The following is a 19,124-nucleotide window of genomic DNA, read 5'->3' as shown; positions in this document are numbered from 1 at the left end:
CTGCGGCTTCGACGGCGGGGTCGCGGGCGGCTGCAACGGCGGGCTCGGCTGCGGCTTCGACGGCGGGGTCGCGGGCGGCTGCAACGGCGGGCTCGGCTGCGGCTTCGACGGCGGGGTCGCGGGCGGCTGCAACGGCGGGCTCGGCAACGACAGCGGCAGCGGCAGCGGCAGCGGCAGCGGCAGATTCTGCGACCGCGACCGCGGTTGGGGGGCCACCGCGACCACGACCGCGCCTCGGCTGCGGCGGCGACAGGGGCGGTTCGGTCCTGCCGGACCGGGCTGGGGCTGCGGTGACGAGATACGCCCGCCCGCCGCCCGCCGCCTCGCCACTGGGTCGGCGTCTGCGGCCTCGCGCCCGCACACCCCCCGTTCAGCGGCCCCCCGCCCGGCCCCCTCCAGCAGGCGCCCGCCCGCCCCGCCGCGCACGATCGGTGCCAAGAGGCCGGCCACCGGGCGGCCCCGCACGGTCCGCGCTCTCGGGAGGATTCGCCATGACCGTCAGTACCGCCAGTCTGGAGGCACTGCGCCGCTGCCACTTCGCCGTCGACCTGGGCGCCGCGCGTACCCGGGTCTACGTGAAGGGTGCCGGGCTCGTCGTCGACCAGCCGTCCGCCGCGGCGGTCAACACGCGCACGGGTGCGCTCATCGCGGTCGGCGAGTTCGCGGAGAAGATGACCGGCCGCACCCCCGGATACATCCGTGTCGTGCGGCCCGTCTCCGGTGGCACCGTGGTCGACATCGAGATGGCCCAGCGCATGCTGCGGCACCTGCTCGGCGACCGGATCCGCCGCAATCTGCGGCGCAAGCCCCGGCTGCGGGCCGCCGTGTGCACCCCGCACGACGCGGATCCGCTGTCCCGGCGGGCGGCGATCGAGACCCTGGTCGGCCTGGGCGCGCGCCGGGTGGAACTCGTCGACACGCTGATCGCGGCGGCGGTCGGCTGCGGACTGCCCGTGGAACAGCCCGAGGCGACCATGATCATGGTGTGCGGTGCGCACGCCACGCAGGTCGCGGTGCTCTCCCTCGGCTCGATCGTCGCCGCCGTCCGCATCCCGGTCGGTGGTGAGGCCGTGGACCACGCGATCGTGCAGCTCCTGCGCCACCAGCACGAGCTGGTGCTGCCCAGCCAGTCCGTGCGCCCGCTGCAGCTCGCGCTGTCCGGCAACGGGCTGACCCCGCAGGGACCGGCATCCACCGAGATCCACGGGCGGGACGTGGCGACCGGGCTGGCCCGCAGTGTGCAGGTGGACACGGCCACGGTGCGCAACGCCATCCAGACGCCGCTCACGGCGGTGCTCGACGGCATCGGCAAGGTGCTGCGGGACTGCCCGCCGGACCTGGTCGCGGACCTCGCCGACCGCGGGATCATGATGGTCGGCGGGAGCGCGCTGCTGCCCGGTTTCGACCAGATGCTGCGTCAGGCCACCGGCATGCCGGTGCACATCGCGGAACGGCCCGACGTGTGCGCGGTCCAGGGACTCGGCAGCATGCTGGAGGGCCGGGTCGAGCCCCTGGTCCTGCACCCCACGACCTCGGACGCCGGTGTCGGCTCCCGCTCCGGCTCCGGCTCCGGCTCCGACTCCGACTCCGGCGCGGACACCGGCACCGGCGTCGGCCCCGGTACGGGTTCCGGTTCCGCCTCCGACTGAGACGCCGCCGGGGGACCACGGAACGGGGGAAGCCCGACGGATGACCGCGCAGCCCGCGCCCCGACTGACCCGTCTCCTCGAAGCCCTTTTGGACGTCGGCACCGACCTCGACCTGAGCGGCGTCCTGCAGCACATCGTGGACGGCGCCGCCGAACTGACCGGCGCCGGCCGGGCCGCCCTGGTCGTGGTGGACCCCGGCGGGGGCGGCCGGGCCGAGTTCCGCGCCCCGGGCCCCGATCCCGTACCGGAGACGGCCGTCCTGCTGCGGGCGCCGGTGCTCGTGGGCGACGAGGAGTTCGGCGAGCTGCGTATCGCCCGGCCGCCCGGGTCGGGGCCGTTCACCGCCGAGGACGAGCAGCTGCTGCGGGTCCTGGCCGCCCAGGCCGGTGTCTCGATCGGCAACGTCCGGCTGTACGAGACGGCCCGGCAGCGGGCCCGCTGGATCGAGGGCGCGGCGGCGGTCACCACCGCGCTGCTCACCGAGGAGGGCACGGAGGACGCGCTGGCCACGGTGGCCGAACGGGCCAGGCTGCTCGCCGACGCCTCCGCCGGCGTCATCCTGCACCCGACCGCCGAGGGCGGCATGGAGATCGTGACCGCCTCGACGCCCGACGACCCGGACGGCATGATCGGCGCGACGATCGCGCCGGGCAGCCCCGTGCTGGAACAGCTGCTGGGCGGTGAGCCGGTGTTCCTCGACGACTCGGCGACCGACCCCCGCATGACGACCCACGTACGGCACCGGTTCGGGCCGAGCATGATGCTGCCCCTGAAGGCGGGCGGCCGGCTGATCGGCACCCTCGCTCTGCCCCGCCGCCGCGGCGGACGCCCGTACACGGACGTGGAACGGCTGCTGGCGACGCAGTTCGCCTCGCAGGCGGCGCTCGCCCTCGACCTGGCCGACGCGCGGCGCGGCCGGGAGCGGCTCGCGGTCTACGAGGACCGCGACCGCATCGCCCGTGACCTGCACGACCTGGTGGTGCAGCGGCTGTTCGCCACCGGCCTGATGCTGGAGTCCACGCAGCGCCGCCCCGGTGCCGACGACGTCCGCGACATCCTCGGCCGGGCGGTGGACGAGCTGCGCTCCACGGTCCAGGAGGTGCGCTCCACCATCCTCGCGCTGCGGCAGCCGCCGGGCGAGGCGCCGACGGGGCTGCGCGGCCGGGTACTGCGGGAGACCGCGTCGGCCGCCGCCCGGCTCGGTGTCGCGCCGTCCACGCACTTCAGGGGCCCCCTCGACACCCGCGTGCCCGACCGGGTCGCCGACCGCCTGCTCACCGCCCTCCGCCAGGCCCTTGCCGAGGCGTCCGCCCGCCCGGGACTCTCCCGCGTCCAGGTCACCGTCGAGACACCCGCCGCGTTGCCGGAGGGCAACGACGGAGTACGCCTGAGGGTCTTCCTCGACGACGGGACCGGCGGGGCCGAGGAGACCGGCGGCGGAGGGCAGGGGACGGCGGTCACCTGGTGGGCACCGCTGAGATGACGCCTGACGGTCCCCCTCCGTGATGCCGAGGAGCCTCCTCGCGGACTCCCGTACAGCTCGGGCGCGGTAACACCCTTCCACGGTGCCCGCGTGCCCCGGCCGCACGGCGTTCTCGTCGAGGGATGCACGCCCTGCGGCCACGCTCCAGAAGGTGGCCGTAGGTGTATCCGGGAACGGCGGGCGGAAGGGGCGGGCGACAAGGGCCCGTTGCGAAAGTGGAGTTGTCGGACTGTCGGACTGGGTGTGCCCTGCGGCAGGTGCCGTTTCCTGTCAGCCTCTCGGGGGCCGCTGCCCCTGGGGACCCTCAGTTGCAATCGGGAGGCTGCGCATGGTCAGTGCCGTCGGCGGGGGCAGCGGTTCGTTGGCCGGGTCGGTGCGGAACGACTGGAGCAGATAGGCCACCAGGCGCCGTGACGCCGCACCGTCATCCGGTAGGGCGGTCGCCAGACCGCAGTGTGCCAACAGGACCACGGCGAGGTCGGAGGGGTGAAAATCGGCCCGCAGCGCACCCGACGCCTGGGCCCTGCGTACCAGGGTCGTGATGTCCCGCTCGGCTCGTTGCCGCGACTGCGCGTGTTCCGACGCGGTTTCCGGGAAGGCCGCGAGGAACGCGGCCGGGAACCCGCGTTCCTCCCGTTGCAGAGCGCAGACGGTCTCGACCAGTTGCTGGAAGCCTTGCCACGGGTCAGGGGCGGCCAGAGCCTCGGTGAGCGCCCGCGCGCAGGTCTCCATCTGCTGCGCGAACGCACCTCTCACCAAGGCGTCCCGGGTCGGGAAGTGCCGGTACAGCGTCGCCACGCCGACCCCGGCCCGTCGGGCCACGGTCGCCATCGGTGCGTCGATCCCGTGCTCCGCGAAGACGGCACGGGCGGCGACCAGGAGGCGCTCCCGGTTGCGCCGGGCGTCCGCCCGCACCTTGTCCCGGGCTGTGATCCGAGAAGATTCCGCCATCGCTGTCTCTCGCTTCCGGTCCAAACGGACGATTGCATCCACTTGGAGCTTACGGTCGATGCCAGATCCCCGTACGGCCCCCGGCGGCAAAGGCAGAACGATGAACGACCGCATGATGACGGCAGTGCTCTACGACCGCTACGGCGGCCCCGATGTGCTCTACCCGGGCCGCGTGCCGCGCCCTGAGCCGGCCCCCGGCGAGGTCCTGGTGAAGGTGCGCGCGTTCAGCGTCAACGGCGGCGAACTGGCAGCCCGCGCCGGCCGTCTCCGCCTGCTGACCGGCCGGAAGTTCCCCAAGCGCGTCGGCTTGGACTTCACCGGCGAGGTCGCCGCGCCGGGGGCCGGAGTCACACGGTTCGCGGCCGGCGACCCCGTATGGGGGGTCTTGGGCCGCACCTCCGGGTTCGGCAGCGCCGCCGAGTACGTGACCGTACCCGCGGAGCGGGTCGGCCGGCTCCCCGACGGCCTTGACCCGGTGGACGCCGCCGCGCTGCCGGTGGCCACCACGGCCATCACCGCGCTGCGGGACAAAGCCGGGCTGCGCCCCGGCGAACGGCTTCTCGTCCGGGGCGCGGCGGGCGGTGTCGGCAACGCCGCCGTCCAGCTCGGACGGGCGTACGGCGCCGAGGTCACGGCTCTGGCCCGCACAGCCAGCCTCGACTTCGTCCGCGGGCTCGGCGCACACAAGGCCGTCGACCACCGGACCGTGCGGCCGGCGGAACTGGGCCGCTTCGACGTGGTCCTGGACACCGCGGGGACCGACCTGCGGGACTTCCGGCGCCTGCTCGATCCCGGCGGGCGCATGGTCACCATCGCCTTCGACCTGAAACGGCCCGCCGCGTCGCTCGGCTACCTCGCAGCCAGCACGGTCCACGGACACGGCCGGGTGCGTTTCTTCAGCGGCAACCCCACGCGAGCGGACTTCGACGACCTCGCCCGCCATGTGGTCGAGGGCAAGCTGAGCCCTGCGGTGGACACGGTCTTCCCCCTGGAGGAGACAGCAGCGGCACACCGGGCGCTGGAGGCGGGCGGCGTCCAGGGCAAGTACGTGGTCAGGGTCGCCTAGGACGTCTACGGAGGTGTCGATCACAGCCACCCGTTGACGGCAGCGATGAGGACGGTCGCCTCGTAGCGGACCGCCAGCTTGTCGTATCGCGTGGCGAGCCGCACTTGGCAGGCGGACAGGTCCGCGGTGAGCCAACACCTGCCGGGCCCGGCGTCGGCGGTCCCCGGGCACGGGTGCCTGTCTGCCGCGCCCACTCCAGGGGGCCCGCTCACGAGTCCGCGGCGAGGAGAGCAGCCGGCGCCTCGGGGCCTGAAGACACACGAGACGCCGGCCGTGCGGCGGGACGTCGGCACTGCGAGCGGGTGGCTGTGGACGCGTCACGCCGGGGCGCGAGGGCGGGCGTCGGGAGGGGTGGTGGAGGGGGCGAACGGGCGGCTCCGTCCGAGCGATCTTCCGGCGCGCGTCACCGTTCGGTGATCACCCGGCGGGGAGAATCGGCTCCGGACCCGGCCGCCGGGCGGGGCCGGTCACGGCGACGCCGGTCGGAACGATTTTGCCCGGGAGGGCAGGAGTGGGGCGGGTGGGACTCGAACCCACGGCCGACGGATTATGAGTCCGCTGCTCTAACCGGCTGAGCTACCGCCCCGAAGCGGCGTGTCGCGTACACCTGTACGCGCCGTCTGCCGCAGCATAGCCGCTCATACGATCTCCTGCTTCGGATGGTCGGCTTCCACGGCTGCCTTCATGACCTTGAGGACTCCGCAGCGTGCCGCGTGGTTCCCGGGTCGTGAGGGCACATGAAAAAGGACCCCGAAGGGTCCTCGTTCACGGTGCTCCCCCGACTGGACTCGAACCAGTAACCTGCCGGTTAACAGCCGGCTGCTCTGCCAATTGAGCTACGGAGGACCGAGCTCCCCGGACTGGACTCGAACCAGTAACCTGCCGGTTAACAGCCGGCTGCTCTGCCAATTGAGCTACCGAGGAATGTCGGTGTCGCATCGAACGCGTCTGCCTGGGTATTCGCCAGGGGGCGCGCGCTCGCTGCGACACATACATTAGCGCAAGCAGGGGGGTGCTCCGCCAATCGGTACTCACCAGCACCCCGGAGCCAGTGAAGGGAAGGGTGGCCGCCATGCGTTACCGGCTCACGTTCGTCGTCGGACTAGCGGTGGGGTACGTGCTCGGCACGAAAGCCGGGCGGGAGCGATACGAGCAGTTGCGGAAGTCCGCGCGGCAGGTCGCGCAGAACCCGGCCGTGCGCAACACCGCGGAGTCCGCCGCCCAGCAGGGCAGGCACTTCGCCGACAAGGCGTACCACGTGGTGAGCGACAAGGTGGGTGACCGGATGCCCGATTCGGTGGCGCACCGGGTCCGCTCGCTGCGGGAGCGCGGCACCAACGGCAGCGGCCCCGACGACTGGGGCACCAGCAACACCTGAGGTCCCGGTACGGGCATCGCGCCCCGTGCGGCAGAATTTCGGGTATGGGGATAGTCGCCGGGTTGGACAGTTCGCCCGATTTCACACGTATCGTCGTCTGCGATTCGGACACGGGTGCCGTGCTGCGCCAGGGCTACGCGCCGCATCCGCTGGACAGCCCCGAGGGCGGCGGCCGGCCCGCCGACGTCGATCCGCAGGCCTGGCTGCTGTCCCTCGGGGAGGCGGCAGGCGGCGGGCTCCTCGAGGGCGTGCAGGCCATCGGCGTCTCGGCGCAGGCCAACTCGGTGGTGCCGCTGGACGCGCAGGGCAACACGGTGCGTCCGGCCCTGGTCGGCGGCGACAAGCGGGCCCAGGTCGCGGCGGCCGACCTGATCGACGCGCTCGGCGGACGTGAGGCGTGGGCGCAGGCCGTGGGCTCGGTGCCGCAGGCCGCGCAGCCGGTGACGAAGCTGCGCTGGCTGGCGCGCAACGAGCCGGAGGCCGCCGCGCGCGTCGCCGTGCTCCTCCAGGCACACGACTGGCTGGTGTGGCAGCTGCTCGGGCGTCCCGTGCGGCGGACCACCGACCGGGGCGGGGCGTCCGGCACCGGCTACTGGTCGGCGGCGACCGGCGCGTACCGGCCCGACCTGGTCGAGCTGGCCCTAGGCCACCAGGTGATGCTGCCCGAGGTGATCGGCCCGGCCGAGGCGGCCGGCACGACGCCGGAGGGGCTGTTGATCTCCGCCGGCACCGGCGAGACCCAGGCCGCCGCCTTCGGACTCGGGATCGGGCTCGGCGACGCGGTGGTGTCGCTGGGGGCGTCGGGGTCCGTGATGGCCGTGCACCACGAGGCGCTGGTCGACCAGAACGGCATGATCACCTCGCTGGCGGACGCCACCGGCATGCACCTGCCGGTCGTCACCACCCAGAACGCCGTACGGGCCCTGCGCGGCACCGCCGAACTGCTCGGTGCGGCGGACCTGGAGAGCCTGTCCGAGCTGGCGATGAAGTCGACGCCCGGAGCGCACGGGCTGGTGCTGCTCCCCTATCTGGAGGGCGAGCGGACGCCGAACCTGCCGCACACCGCCGGGACCCTGGCCGGTCTGCGGCGCGAGTCGATGAAGCCGGAGCACCTGGCGCGGGCCGCGTTCGAGGGGATGCTGTGCGGTCTCGCCGACGCCCTGGACGTGCTGCGCGGCCGGGGTGTGGAGGTTCGGCGGGTGTTCCTGCTCGGTGCGGCGGCCGAGCTGCCGGCCGTGCAGGCGGCGGCGCCCGCGCTGTTCGGGACGCAGGTCGTCGTGCCGCAGCCGGCGGACTACGCGGCGATCGGCTCGGCCCGGCAGGCGGCCTGGGCGCTGGGCGTGTCCCGGGGGACCCTGGACCCGCGCACTCCCCCGGTCTGGCAGGGCGCGGTGGCGCAGGTGCTGGAGCCGGGCGAGGAACTGGCGGTGGGGCAGGCGGTGCGCCAGCAGTACGTGTCGGTGCGCGAGCAGACGCACCCGGGCGCCCTGTGACGCGTGGGCGGGCTTACCGCTCGTAGGCCGGAATTTGCCGTGCTCTTGGGTTAATCGGTTGAGGTAACGCGGGGGGAGTGTTCGACGATAGGGGCCAGGGGCAACCAACCGCGGCCCCTGTCGCCGACTCCGAGAGACTCAGTGTGCTCATACGACTACTGCGGACCTATCTCAGGCCGTACAAGAAACCCATCGCTCTGCTGGTGGCGCTGCAGTTCCTGCAGACCTGCGCCTCCCTGTACCTGCCGACCCTGAACGCGGACATCATCGACGACGGTGTCGTGAAGGGGGACTCGGGCTACATCCTGAGCTACGGCGCCCTGATGATCGGCATCTCGCTGGTCCAGGTGGTCTGCAACATCGGCGCCGTCTTCTACGGCGCGCGCACCGCGGCCGCCCTCGGCCGGGACCTGCGCGCCGCCGTCTTCGACCGGGTGCAGTCGTTCTCGGCGCGCGAGGTGGGCCACTTCGGCGCGCCCTCGCTGATCACACGGACCACGAACGACGTGCAGCAGGTCCAGATGCTGGCCCTGATGACGTTCACGCTGATGGTGTCGGCGCCGATCATGTGCGTGGGCGGCATCGTGATGGCGCTCGGTCTGGACGTGCCGCTGTCCGGGGTGCTGCTCGGGGTCGTGCCGGTGCTGGCGATCTGCGTGACGCTGATCGTGCGGAAGCTGCGCCCGCTGTTCCGGGCCATGCAGGTGCGGCTCGACACGGTCAACCGGGTGCTGCGCGAGCAGATCACCGGCAACCGCGTCATCCGGGCCTTCGTGCGCGACGAGTACGAGCAGCGGCGTTTCCGGAAGGCCAACACCGAGCTGACCGAGGTGGCCCTCGGCACCGGCAACCTGCTGGCGCTGATGTTCCCGGTGGTCATGACGGTGGTGAACCTGTCGTCGATCGCGGTGGTGTGGTTCGGCGCCCACCGGATCGACAGCGGCGGGATGCAGATCGGCGACCTGACGGCGTTCCTGGCCTACCTCATGCAGATCGTGATGTCCGTGATGATGGCCACCTTCATGTTCATGATGGTGCCGCGCGCCGAGGTCTGCGCGGAGCGCGTCCAGGAGGTCCTGGAGACCGAGAGCAGCGTGGTGCCGCCGGTCGCACCGGTCACCGAGCTGCGCCGGCACGGGCACCTGGAGATCCGGCAGGCGGGCTTCCGCTACCCCGGTGCCGAGGAGCCGGTGCTCAGGAGCATCGACCTGGTGGCCGAGCCGGGCGAGACGACCGCCGTCATCGGCTCGACCGGCAGCGGCAAGTCGACGCTGCTGGGTCTTGTGCCCCGGCTCTTCGACGCCACCGAGGGCGAGGTGCTGGTCGACGGGGTGGACGTGCGGACCGTCGACCCGAAGACGCTCGCCAAGCTGGTGAGCCTGGTGCCGCAGAAGCCGTACCTCTTCGCGGGGACCGTCGCGACCAACCTGCGCTACGGCAATCCGGACGCCACCGACGAGGAGTTGTGGCACGCGCTGGCGGTGGCGCAGGCCAAGGGCTTCGTCTCCGAGCTGGAGGGCGGCCTGGACGCGCCGATCGCGCAGGGCGGCACCAACGTGTCCGGCGGTCAGCGCCAGCGGCTCGCGATCGCCCGGACCCTGGTCCAGCGCCCGGAGATCTACCTCTTCGACGACTCCTTCTCCGCCCTCGACTACGCCACCGACGCGGCGCTGCGGGCGGAGCTGGCCCGCGAGACGGCCCGGGCGACCGTGGTCATCGTGGCGCAGCGGGTGGCGACCATCCGGGACGCGGACCGGATCGTCGTGCTGGACGAGGGGCGGGTGGTCGGCGTGGGCCGCCACCACGAGCTGATGGCGGACAACGAGACCTACCGGGAGATCGTGCTCTCCCAGCTGACGGAAGCGGAGGCTGCCTGATGGCCGGGCCTGCGGGACGCATGATGGCCGGGGGCGGCCCCGACCAGCGTTCGATGGACTTCAAGGGGTCGGGCAAGCGGCTCGTCGCCCAGTTCCGGCCGGAGCGGACGACGCTGTTCACGCTGCTGGCGTGCGTGGTCGTCAGCGTCGGCCTCAACGTGGTCGGGCCGAAGATCCTCGGCCGGGCCACCGACCTGGTCTTCGCGGGCATCGTCGGGCGGGACATGCCCTCCGGCGCCACGAAGGAGCAGGTCCTCGCCTCCATGCGGGAGCGCGGTGACGGCAACGTGGCCGACATGCTCCGCAGCACGGACTTCACCCCGGGCCGGGGCATCGACTTCGGCGCGGTCGGCGAGGTGCTGCTGCTCGCGCTGGCGACGTTCGCGGTGGCGGGACTGCTGATGGCGGTGGCCACCCGGCTGGTGAACCGCGCGGTGAACCGCACGATGTTCCGGCTGCGCGAGGACGTGCAGACGAAGCTGTCCCGGCTGCCGCTGTCGTACTTCGACAAGCGCCAGCGCGGCGAGGTGCTCAGCCGCGCCACCAACGACATCGACAACATCGGGCAGACGCTCCAGCAGTCGATGGGCCAGCTGATCAACTCGCTGCTCACCATCATCGGCGTGCTGGCGATGATGTTCTGGGTCTCCTGGATCCTGGCGCTGGTCGCCCTGGTGACCGTGCCGCTGTCCTTCGTGGTGGCCACCCGGGTGGGCAAGCGGTCGCAGCCCCAGTTCGTGCAGCAGTGGCGCTCGACGGGGCAACTGAACGCGCACATCGAGGAGATGTACACCGGCCACGCGCTGGTGAAGGTGTTCGGACGGCAGGAGGAGTCGGCGCAGCAGTTCGCCGAGCAGAACGACGCGCTGTACGAGGCCGGGTTCAAGGCGCAGTTCAACAGCGGGATCATGCAGCCGCTGATGATGTGCGTGTCCAACCTGAACTACGTGCTGGTCGCGGTGGTCGGCGGCCTGCGGGTGGCGTCGGGCTCGCTGTCCATCGGTGACGTGCAGGCCTTCATCCAGTACTCCCGGCAGTTCTCGATGCCGCTGACGCAGGTCGCGTCGATGGCGAACCTGGTGCAGTCGGGCGTGGCGTCGGCGGAGCGGATCTTCGAACTGCTGGACGCCGAGGAGCAGTCGGCGGACCCGATCCCGGGCACCCGGCCCGAGGACCTGCGCGGCCGGGTGGAACTGGACCACGTGTCCTTCCGCTACGACCCGGAGAAGCCGCTGATCGAGGACCTGTCGCTGAAGGTGGAGCCGGGCCACACGGTCGCCATCGTCGGCCCGACGGGCGCCGGCAAGACCACGCTGGTCAACCTGCTGATGCGGTTCTACGAGGTCTCCGGCGGCCGGATCACCCTGGACGGCGTCGACATAGCGAAGATGTCCCGGGACGAGCTGCGGGGCGGCATCGGCATGGTGCTCCAGGACACCTGGTTGTTCGGCGGCACCATCGCGGAGAACATCGCGTACGGGGCCTCGCGGGAGGTCACCCGCGGCGAGATCGAGGAGGCCGCGCGGGCCGCGCACGCCGACCGGTTCGTACGGACGCTGCCCGACGGGTACGACACGGTGATCGACGACGAGGGCACGGGGGTGAGCGCGGGTGAGAAGCAGTTGATCACCATCGCGCGGGCGTTCCTGTCCGACCCGGTGATCCTGGTGCTCGACGAGGCGACGTCGTCGGTGGACACGCGGACCGAGGTGCTGATCCAGAAGGCGATGGCGAAGCTGGCGCACGGGCGGACGTCGTTCGTGATCGCGCACCGGCTGTCGACGATCCGGGACGCGGACACGATTCTCGTGATGGAGGACGGGGCGATCGTGGAGCAGGGGGCGCACGCCGACCTGCTCGCCGCGGACGGTGCGTACGCGCGGCTCTACAAGGCCCAGTTCGCGGAGGCGGTGGCTGAGGTGGGTTAGGCGGTTGCCCGGCGTCGGGGTGCCGCGCCCACCCGTGCCGCCCTGCGGCACGACTGCCCGTGGCTGCGGGGGGGCGATGGCCCGCGGCCATGGCGTGCCGTGCCTCAGTCCAGGTAGCCCCTCAGTTGGTCGGCGTAGGCGTGGTCGCGGAGCTTGTTGAGGGTCTTGGACTCGATCTGGCGGATGCGTTCGCGGGTGACGCCGAAGAGGCGGCCTATCTCCTCCAGGGTGCGCGGGCGGCCGTCGACCAGGCCGTACCGGAGCTGGACGACCTTGCGTTCGCGCTCGCCGAGGGTGGAGAGCACCGCCTCCAGGTGCTGGCGCAGCAGCAGGAACGCGGCCGACTCGACGGGGCTGGCGGCGTCGCCGTCCTCGATCAGGTCACCGAGGGCGACGTCGTCCTCCTCGCCGACCGGCGCGTACAGCGACACCGGCTCCTGGGCCAGGCGCAGCACCTCGCCGACGCGCTCGGGGGCCAGGTCGAGGTGGGCGGCGACCTCCTGCGGGGTCGGCTCGTAGCCGCGTTCCTGGAGCATGCGGCGCTGGACGCGGACGACCCGGTTGATCAGCTCCACGACGTGGACGGGGACGCGGATGGTGCGGGCCTGGTCGGCCAGGGCGCGGGACATCGCCTGGCGGATCCACCAGGTGGCGTACGTGGAGAACTTGTAGCCCCGGGCGTAGTCGAACTTCTCGACCGCCCGGATCAGCCCCAGGTTCCCCTCCTGGACCAGGTCGAGCATGGTCAGCCCGCGGCCGACGTACCGCTTGGCCACCGACACCACGAGCCGCAGGTTCGCCTCGATCAGGCGCCGCTTGGCGAGGCGCCCCATGACGACCAGCCGGTCGAGGTCGAGGGCGAGGCGGTCGTCCAGGCCGGGGGTGCGCCGCAGCTTCTCCTCGGCGAACAGCCCGGCCTCCACCCGCCGGGCGAGGTCGACCTCCTCGGCCGCGGAGAGCAGCGGGATCCGGCCGATCTCGCGCAGGTACTGCCGGAACAGGTCGGAGGAGGGGCCGCCGGACTCCGTACGGGTGGGCGGCGGCGGTTCGGGAGCCTCCGCGGCCTCCGGGGACTCCGCGGCGTCCGCGGGAGGGCCGGGACGGTGCGCGACCGGACCGGCACCGGGCTGTGCGGGCATCGCGACGAGCCTGCCGCGTGCCGCGTCCGGCTCCGCACCGCCGGTACCGGTGTGGGTCTGGGTGAGGGTCTGGGTCTGCACGGGGGCGACCTCCAGGATGGACGCGTCCGGCGGGGGACCGGCGGCGGTACGTCGGGGGACGAAGTCGGCTCGCTCGCCGCCGCCCGTCCCGCACGCGGGCACTCAGGCACCGCCCCCAGTGTGGGGTACGACACATCGCCGCCACGAGGGGCGTGCGGTGACTTTTTGCGTCCGGGCCGTGACCCACGGGTCACCGGCCGGTGTTCGCCGGGACCGTCCCCCGGTGCCGTCTAGAGGGCGGCGGCGCCGTGTTCGCGCAGGTTCTGGTCGTACTGCTGGAGGATCCACAGCTCGTTCTGCACGGCGGCCAGCTCGGCGGGGTCGCCGTGGGTGGAGACGCGGGTGAGGCGGCCGGTGATGTCGCGGATGCGGCGCTCGACGGCGCGGCGGCGGACCGTAACCAGCTGGGCGCCCGCGTAGACCTCGTCGACGCCCTTGACGCCGCGGTGGAGCATGATCGCCTCGACCGCGAGCTCGGTGACCATGGCGCGGACGGCGTCGTCGGGGGCGGCCTCGCGGACCCGGACCAGGTAGTCCTGCGGGTCCTGGACGCCGAACTCGGCGCCGCCCGCCTCCATGATCGCCTCGCGTACGGCGGCGTAGGGCGGGGCGGTGAACTCGTCGACGCCGTACGCGTCGAAGGCCGGGGAGACCAGCTCGGGGCGCTGCAGGGCGAGCTTGAGCAGCTCGCGTTCGGTGGCGAAGACCGGGTTGCGGAGGTTGAGGGCGGGGCCGCGCGGGACGGGCCGGGCGGAGCCGGACTGCTGGTGCGGGGCGCCGCCGCGCTGCCGCTGGTCGGGGGCGGGGCCCTTGCCGCCGCGGTCGCGGGCCCAGCGGGCCAGCTGGGCGATCCGCTTGACCACGAACTGGGTGTCGAGGATGCCGAGCATGCCGGCGAGCTGCACGGCGACCTCGTGCTGGGCGCCGCTGTTCTTGATGCGGGCGACGACCGGGGCCGCCTCGTCCAGCGCGGCCGCGCGGCCGGCCGGGGTGTCGAGGTCGTAGCGGGCGACGATCTGGCGCAGCGCGAACTCGAAGAGCGGGGTGCGCGGCTCGACCAGGTCGGCCACCGCGTCGTCGCCCTTGGCCAGGCGCAGGTCGCAGGGGTCCATGCCGTCGGGGGCGATGGCGATGTAGGTCTCGGCGGCGAACTTCTGGTCGTCCTCGAAGGCGCGCAGGGCCGCCTTCTGTCCGGCCGCGTCGCCGTCGAAGGTGAAGATCACGCGGGCCGAGCCGTTGTCCATGAGGAGCCGGCGCAGGATCTTGATGTGGTCGCCGCCGAAGGCGGTGCCGCAGGTGGCGATGGCCGTGGTGACCCCGGCGAGATGGCAGGCCATGACGTCCGTGTAGCCCTCGACGACCACCGCGCGGGACGCCTTCGCGATGTCCTTCTTGGCGAGGTCGATGCCGTAGAGGACCTGGGACTTCTTGTAGATGGCCGTCTCGGGGGTGTTCAGGTACTTCGGGCCGTTGTCCGAGTCGTAGAGCTTGCGGGCACCGAAGCCGACGACGTCGCCGCCGATGTCGCGGATGGGCCACATCAGCCGGCCGCGGAAGCGGTCGATGGGGCCGCGGCGGCCCTCCTGGGCGAGACCGGAGAGCAGCAGCTCCTTGTCGCTGAAGCCCTTGCCGCGCAGGAAGCGGGTGAGGTGGTCCCAGCCCTGGGGGCTGTAGCCGACGCCGAAGTGCTCGGCGGCGGCCTGGTCGAAGCCCCGGTCGGCGAGGAAGGCGCGGCCGGTCTCCGCCTCGGGGCCGGTCGCGAGCTGCTCCGCGTACCACTGGGCGGCGATCTTGTGGGCCTCGACCAGGCGGATGCGCTCGCCGCGCTGGTGGGAGGGGTTGTAGCCGCCCTCCTCGTAGCGCAGGGTGATGCCGGCCTGGCCGGCCAGGCGCTCGACCGCCTCGGAGAAGGTGAGGTGGTCGATCTTCATCACGAACGTGATGGTGTCGCCGCCCTCCTGGCAGCCGAAGCAGTGGAAGAACCCCTTGCTCGGACTGACCTGGAAGGACGGTGACTTCTCGTCGTGGAAGGGGCACAGTCCCTTCAGATTGCCGCCGCCCGCGTTGCGCAGCTGGAGGTACTCCGAGACGACGGCGTCGATCGGGACCGCGTCCCGTACCGCCTTCACGTCCTCGTCGTTGATCCGTCCTGCCACGCGTGAAGTCTACGGGGCGGCACCGACATGCCCGTGCCCGCCGGGCGGCCACGGGCCGGAGGCGCCCCGCCGCTCGGCGGCCGCCCCTCGCGGTGCTCCCGGGGGCTCCGGCCGGAGGTCCGGGCGTTGCCCCCGGGAATCGGGTCCGGGGGCCGACCGGCAGTCATGCGACCAGACTCTCCAGGGACACGTGCGGGTCCGACAGCGCCTCCGTGTCCACCCGGGTCTTCGAGCGGATCAGCCGCTGGACCGGCTCCGTGACGTCCCACACGTTGACGTTCATCCCGGCCAGCACCCGGCCCTCCTTCACCCAGAAGGCGATGAACTCGCGCTTCGCCGCGTCCCCGCGGATCACCACCTGGTCGTAGGACCCGGCCGGTGCCCAGCCGGAGTACTCCATGCCGAGGTCGTACTGGTCGGTGAAGAAGTAGGGCACGCGGTCGTGGGCGAGGCCCTTGCCGAGCATCGCGCGGGCGGCGGCCGGGCCGCCGTCGAGGGCGTTGGCCCAGTGCTCCACGCGCAGGTCGGTGTCGAAGAGGGCGTGGTGGAAGGAGGCCACGTCACCGGCCGCGTAGACGTCGGGGTCCGAGGTGCGCAGCTGCGCGTCGACGACGATGCCGCCGCCGTGGGCGCGGTCGGCGATCCGCAGTCCGGCGGCCTGGGCGAGCGCGGTGCGCGGGGCGGCGCCGATCGCGGCGAGCACGTCGTGCGCGGGGTGCTCCTCGCCGTCGTCGGTGCGGGCGGCCAGCACCATGCCGTCCTGGCCGACGATCTCGGTCAGCCGCACGCCGAAGCGGAAGCGGACGCCGTGCGCCTCGTGCAGCTCGGCGAAGACGGCGCCCAGCTCGGGCCCGAGGACGCCGTGCAGCGGGGTCGGGGCCGGCTCGATGACGGTGACCTCCGCCCCGTACTGGCGGGCCGCCGCCGCGACCTCCAGGCCGATCCAGCCGGCGCCGGCGATCACGAGGTGGCCGTTGTCCCGGCCGAGGGAGGTGAGGACGCCCTTGAGGCGCTCGGCGTGGGCCAGGCGGCGCAGGTGGTGGACGCCCGCGAGGTCGGTGCCGGGGACGTCGAGGCGGCGGGGCTCGGCGCCGGTCGCCAGCAGCAGCTTGTCGTACCTGACGTGGGTGCCGTCGTCGCCGTAGTGGACGGTCTTGGCGGCGCGGTCGATCGCGACGACGGTCTGGCCGAGGTGCAGCTCGATGTCGTGCCGCGCGTACCAGGCGGGCTCGTGCACGAAGACGCCGTCGCGCTCCTTCTTGCCGAGGAGGTAGCCCTTGGACAGCGGGGGGCGCTCGTAGGGGTGGTCGCGTTCGTCGCAGACGAGGATCACCCGGCCGGTGAAGCCCTCCGTGCGGAGCGTCTCGGCCGCCTTCGCGCCCGCCAGGCCGCCTCCGACGATGACGAATGTCTGATCCGCGTCGACCACTTGTTGCCTCCTCGTCAGGGTGCCGCCACATGCGAGCCTCCCGCACGTGGCGTGGTGCGGGAAGGGGCAGCGACCCGATCAGGCCACGGAGTGCCGCGTCACGGGCGCCCGAGCACCGCGTTCCGGGCTCCCCGGGCCCCGCCGGGTCGTGCCTGTCCCGCCGCCAGTCTCATGGATGCCCCGTCAGGCGGGCGTGAAGCGAGCGGGCCGAGGCGTCGGTGAGGGAGGCGATCTGGTCGACGATCACCCGTTTGCGCGCCCGGTCGTCGGCGGCCCGGTCGAACAGGGCACGGAACTGGGGGTCGAGTCCGTCGGGCGCGCGGGCGGTCAGCGCCTCGGCCAGCTCGGCGACGACGACGCGCTGGTCGGCGCGGAGCCGCTCCTGTTCGGTGCGCTGCATGACGTACCGCACGGCGACCGCCTTGAGGACGGCGCACTCCATGCGGATCTCGCGGGGCACGACCAGCTCGGCGGTGTACCGGGTGAGCCGGCCGCCTCCGTACGCGGCCCGGGTGGCGGCCTCGGCGGCCTGGCAGAAACGGCCGATGAGCTGGCTGGTGGCGTCCTTCAGGCGGGCCTGGGCGACGGCCGAGCCGTCGTAGCCGTGCGGCCACCAGTCCTGGGCGAGGAGCCGGTCGAGGGCGGCGGCGAGTTCCGCGTGATCGGTGCCGTCGGGGACGTACCGTCCGACGGCCGCGTCGAAGACCGCCTCGCGCTCGGGGTCGGCGAGCAGGCAGTTCGGGTCGATGTGGCCGGCGTGCAGGCCGTCCTCGACGTCGTGCACGGAGTACGCCACGTCGTCGGCCCAGTCCATGACCTGGGCCTCGAAGCAGGTACGGGCGCCGGGGGCGTCCTTGCGGAGCCATTCGAAGACGGGCCGGTCGTCGTCGTACACGCCGAACTTGGACGAGACCGGGCCGGCCGGGCTGCCGCCGCGCGGCCAGGGGTACTTGGTGGCGGCGTCGAGCGTGGCACGGGTGAGGTTGAGGCCGACGGGGCCGTCCTCGGTGAACCGCTTGGGCTCGATGCGGGTGAGGAGCCGGAGCGACTGGGCGTTGCCCTCGAAGCCGCCGCAGTCCTCGGCGAACGCGTTGAGTGCCTGTTCGCCGTTGTGCCCGAAGGGCGGGTGGCCCAGGTCGTGCGCGAGGCAGGCGGCCTCGACGAGGTCCGGGTCGCACCCGAGGGCGGCGCCCAGCTCCCGGCCGACCTGGGCGCACTCCAGGGAGTGCGTGAGGCGCGTGCGGGGGCTGGCGTCCCACAGGTGGCTGCCCTCCCCCGGCGCGACGACCTGCGTCTTGCCGGCGAGGCGGCGCAGCGCGGCGGAGTGCAGGATGCGGGCGCGGTCGCGTTGGAAGGCGGTACGGCCGGGGCGTTTGTCCGGTTCCGGGGCGTAGCGGGCGGCTGACGCAGGGTCGTAGAGGGGTGTGGTGCCTGTGCCTTCCATGCCATGAACATTAAGCGGAAGGTGTGACGGGTGGGTCGCCTATACGGGTGCCGGGTGCGGTGCGCTCGCGTGTGCGGCGTGCGTCGTGGCTGGTCGCGCCCACGCGGCGGGGCCGCAGGGTGATGCGCCCCGCGCCCTTTTCCCCGCGTTGCTCGCACTGCCGCTTCCCAGTGCACGGTCGTAGCGGTGCAGGAGCAGGTGGGCCATCGACGGGTGGGGGCCCAGGGGTTCGGAGGCGATCCACGGGGCCGCCGTCGCGCACTGGGTCGCGAAGCGGCCCGGGGCGGTGAAGCAGGAGGCGACGGCCACCCTGCGGTGGCCACGGGCGGTCAGCGCGCGCACGGCCTCCGGGACCGTCGGGGTCGCCGCCGAGGCGTACGCGGGGAGGACCGGGACGCCGAGGCGGGCCGAGAGGGCGGCGGCCGTGCGGGCCGTGCCGGCGCTCGACTCCGGGTCACGGGAGCCCGCCGAGGCGAGGACGACGGCGTGGTCCGGGCCCGCGTGGGCCGGCCAGCCGGCTTCGGTGAGGCGGGCGTGCAGGGCGTCCACGAGGAGGGGGTGCGGGCCGAGCGGGGCGGCCACGCGGGTGCGGGCCGGGAAGGCCGCGGCCGTCTCCGGGATGTCCCGCTTCACGTGGTGGCCGCGGCTGAGCAGGAGCGGGACGAGGACCGCTTCCCCGGTGCCGAGCGCGCTCAGGGTGTCCGGCAGCAGCGGCTCGTTCAGCTCGATGTGGCCGAGGTGCACCGGCAGGGCGGGGCGCAGGGTGCGGACCCGGTCGAGGAGGGCCCGTACGGTGCTGAGCGCGCGGGGGTCGCGGCTGCCGTGGGCGACGACGACCAGGGCGGGGGCGTCCCCGCGGGTCGTCGTGTCCGTCGTGCCGAGCGTCGGTGTCGTCGCCGTCATGCGTCGAGGGTGCCCGCCGGACGTTGCCTTCCCGTTGCGCGGGTGTCACAGGGGTTTTCCTTCGGTTCACACGGCGCCGGGCGCTCCGTGTGAGCGGCCGGCGAACCGGACGGCGCCCCCCGACGTCCCTGGGAGCAGGAGACGACC

At 73.0% G+C, this 19,124-nt stretch carries 13 protein-coding genes, 3 tRNA genes and 1 pseudogene; 7 read left to right on the top strand and 10 right to left on the bottom strand.

The genetic code is table 11. The features are described 5' to 3' along the window. Positions 1–216, bottom strand: a 216-nt coding sequence (locus EV562_RS35325) for a hypothetical protein (RefSeq protein ID WP_208298306.1), incomplete at its 3' end; no start/stop codon positions are given. Positions 217–491: 275 nt separating this feature from the next. On the opposite strand from EV562_RS35325, the gene EV562_RS07495 reads away from it, so the two are divergent. Together EV562_RS07495 and EV562_RS07490 are read left to right on the top strand one after the other, a co-directional pair. Beyond that, the gene (locus EV562_RS07495; protein ID WP_133885853.1) at positions 492–1,649 is read left to right on the top strand and encodes a rod shape-determining protein; all 1,158 of its coding nucleotides are present in this window, start codon (positions 492–494) and stop codon (positions 1,647–1,649) included. 40 nt (positions 1,650–1,689) lie between these two features. Next, on the top strand, positions 1,690–3,132 hold the full coding sequence (locus EV562_RS07490; protein ID WP_133885852.1) for a GAF domain-containing protein: 1,443 nt from the start codon (positions 1,690–1,692) through the stop codon (positions 3,130–3,132). Between the two features lie 270 nt (positions 3,133–3,402). Here the strand turns inward: EV562_RS07490 and EV562_RS07485 are convergent, their stop codons facing one another. Beyond that, positions 3,403–4,083, bottom strand: a complete 681-nt coding sequence (locus tag EV562_RS07485; RefSeq protein WP_133885851.1) for a TetR/AcrR family transcriptional regulator — start codon at positions 4,081–4,083, stop codon at positions 3,403–3,405. A gap of 100 nt (positions 4,084–4,183) precedes the next feature. Here EV562_RS07485 and EV562_RS07480 point away from each other — a divergent pair, with 100 nt between their 5' ends. Continuing rightward, positions 4,184–5,149, top strand: coding sequence for an NAD(P)-dependent alcohol dehydrogenase (locus EV562_RS07480; protein ID WP_133885850.1), 966 nt, complete (start codon positions 4,184–4,186; stop codon positions 5,147–5,149). Positions 5,150–5,661: 512 nt separating this feature from the next. Here the strand turns inward: EV562_RS07480 and EV562_RS07470 are convergent. The 3 genes from EV562_RS07470 to EV562_RS07460 form a co-directional block, all read right to left on the bottom strand. Then, positions 5,662–5,735, bottom strand: a tRNA-Ile gene (locus EV562_RS07470). Positions 5,736–5,922: 187 nt separating this feature from the next. Beyond that, positions 5,923–5,995: transfer RNA gene (locus EV562_RS07465), tRNA-Asn, on the bottom strand. Between the two features lie 5 nt (positions 5,996–6,000). Continuing rightward, positions 6,001–6,073 (bottom strand) — tRNA-Asn (locus EV562_RS07460). A gap of 148 nt (positions 6,074–6,221) precedes the next feature. Here EV562_RS07460 and EV562_RS07455 point away from each other — a divergent pair. The 4 genes from EV562_RS07455 to EV562_RS07440 all read left to right on the top strand — a co-directional run bounded on the left by EV562_RS07455 (position 6,222) and on the right by EV562_RS07440 (position 11,825). Then, complete coding sequence (locus EV562_RS07455) at positions 6,222–6,527, top strand: YtxH domain-containing protein (protein ID WP_166661637.1); 306 nt, start codon at positions 6,222–6,224, stop codon at positions 6,525–6,527. A 44-nt stretch (positions 6,528–6,571) separates the two neighbouring features. Then, positions 6,572–8,020 (top strand): FGGY family carbohydrate kinase, encoded by a 1,449-nt coding sequence (locus tag EV562_RS07450; protein WP_133885847.1) that lies wholly within the window; start codon positions 6,572–6,574, stop codon positions 8,018–8,020. 143 nt (positions 8,021–8,163) lie between these two features. Then, a complete protein-coding gene (locus tag EV562_RS07445) occupies positions 8,164–9,897 on the top strand; it encodes an ABC transporter ATP-binding protein (protein WP_133885846.1) in 1,734 nt (577 codons plus the stop codon). Beyond that, positions 9,897–11,825 (top strand): ABC transporter ATP-binding protein, encoded by a 1,929-nt coding sequence (locus EV562_RS07440; RefSeq protein ID WP_133885845.1) that lies wholly within the window; start codon positions 9,897–9,899, stop codon positions 11,823–11,825. The genes EV562_RS07445 and EV562_RS07440 overlap by 1 nt, the downstream gene beginning before the upstream one ends. A gap of 104 nt (positions 11,826–11,929) precedes the next feature. Here the strand turns inward: EV562_RS07440 and EV562_RS07435 are convergent. The 5 genes and pseudogenes from EV562_RS07435 to EV562_RS07415 form a co-directional block, all read right to left on the bottom strand. After that, positions 11,930–13,139: pseudogene (locus EV562_RS07435) on the bottom strand (RNA polymerase sigma factor). Positions 13,140–13,275: 136 nt separating this feature from the next. Then, positions 13,276–15,201, bottom strand: a complete 1,926-nt coding sequence (gene dnaG, locus EV562_RS07430) for a DNA primase (RefSeq protein WP_133885843.1) — start codon at positions 15,199–15,201, stop codon at positions 13,276–13,278. A 163-nt stretch (positions 15,202–15,364) separates the two neighbouring features. Continuing rightward, positions 15,365–16,630, bottom strand: coding sequence for an FAD-dependent oxidoreductase (locus EV562_RS07425; RefSeq protein WP_133885842.1), 1,266 nt, complete (start codon positions 16,628–16,630; stop codon positions 15,365–15,367). Between the two features lie 169 nt (positions 16,631–16,799). Then, the gene (locus EV562_RS07420; RefSeq protein WP_133885841.1) at positions 16,800–18,074 is read right to left on the bottom strand and encodes a deoxyguanosinetriphosphate triphosphohydrolase; all 1,275 of its coding nucleotides are present in this window, start codon (positions 18,072–18,074) and stop codon (positions 16,800–16,802) included. Positions 18,075–18,113: 39 nt separating this feature from the next. Next, positions 18,114–18,977 carry a sirohydrochlorin chelatase gene (locus EV562_RS07415; protein ID WP_133885840.1) on the bottom strand — a complete coding sequence of 288 codons (864 nt, stop codon included), beginning with the start codon at positions 18,975–18,977 and terminating at the stop codon, positions 18,114–18,116. Between the last annotated feature and the right edge of the window lie 147 nt (positions 18,978–19,124).

Source organism: Streptomyces sp. BK208 (genome assembly GCF_004364245.1).
Classification (GTDB): Bacteria; Actinomycetota; Actinomycetes; order Streptomycetales; family Streptomycetaceae; genus Streptomyces.
This window is presented reverse-complemented; position numbering and strand designations above follow the sequence as displayed.

Coding starts and splice junctions, on each gene's coding strand:
- EV562_RS07440 (WP_133885845.1), top strand. CDS start 9,897: ATGGCCGGGCCTGCGGGACGCATGATGGCCGGGGGCGGCCCCGACCAG.
- EV562_RS07420 (WP_133885841.1), bottom strand. CDS start 18,074: ATGGAAGGCACAGGCACCACACCCCTCTACGACCCTGCGTCAGCCGCC.
- EV562_RS07495 (WP_133885853.1), top strand. CDS start 492: ATGACCGTCAGTACCGCCAGTCTGGAGGCACTGCGCCGCTGCCACTTC.
- EV562_RS07480 (WP_133885850.1), top strand. CDS start 4,184: ATGAACGACCGCATGATGACGGCAGTGCTCTACGACCGCTACGGCGGC.
- EV562_RS07485 (WP_133885851.1), bottom strand. CDS start 4,083: ATGGCGGAATCTTCTCGGATCACAGCCCGGGACAAGGTGCGGGCGGAC.
- EV562_RS07415 (WP_133885840.1), bottom strand. CDS start 18,977: ATGACGGCGACGACACCGACGCTCGGCACGACGGACACGACGACCCGC.
- EV562_RS07455 (WP_166661637.1), top strand. CDS start 6,222: ATGCGTTACCGGCTCACGTTCGTCGTCGGACTAGCGGTGGGGTACGTG.
- EV562_RS07450 (WP_133885847.1), top strand. CDS start 6,572: ATGGGGATAGTCGCCGGGTTGGACAGTTCGCCCGATTTCACACGTATC.
- EV562_RS07490 (WP_133885852.1), top strand. CDS start 1,690: ATGACCGCGCAGCCCGCGCCCCGACTGACCCGTCTCCTCGAAGCCCTT.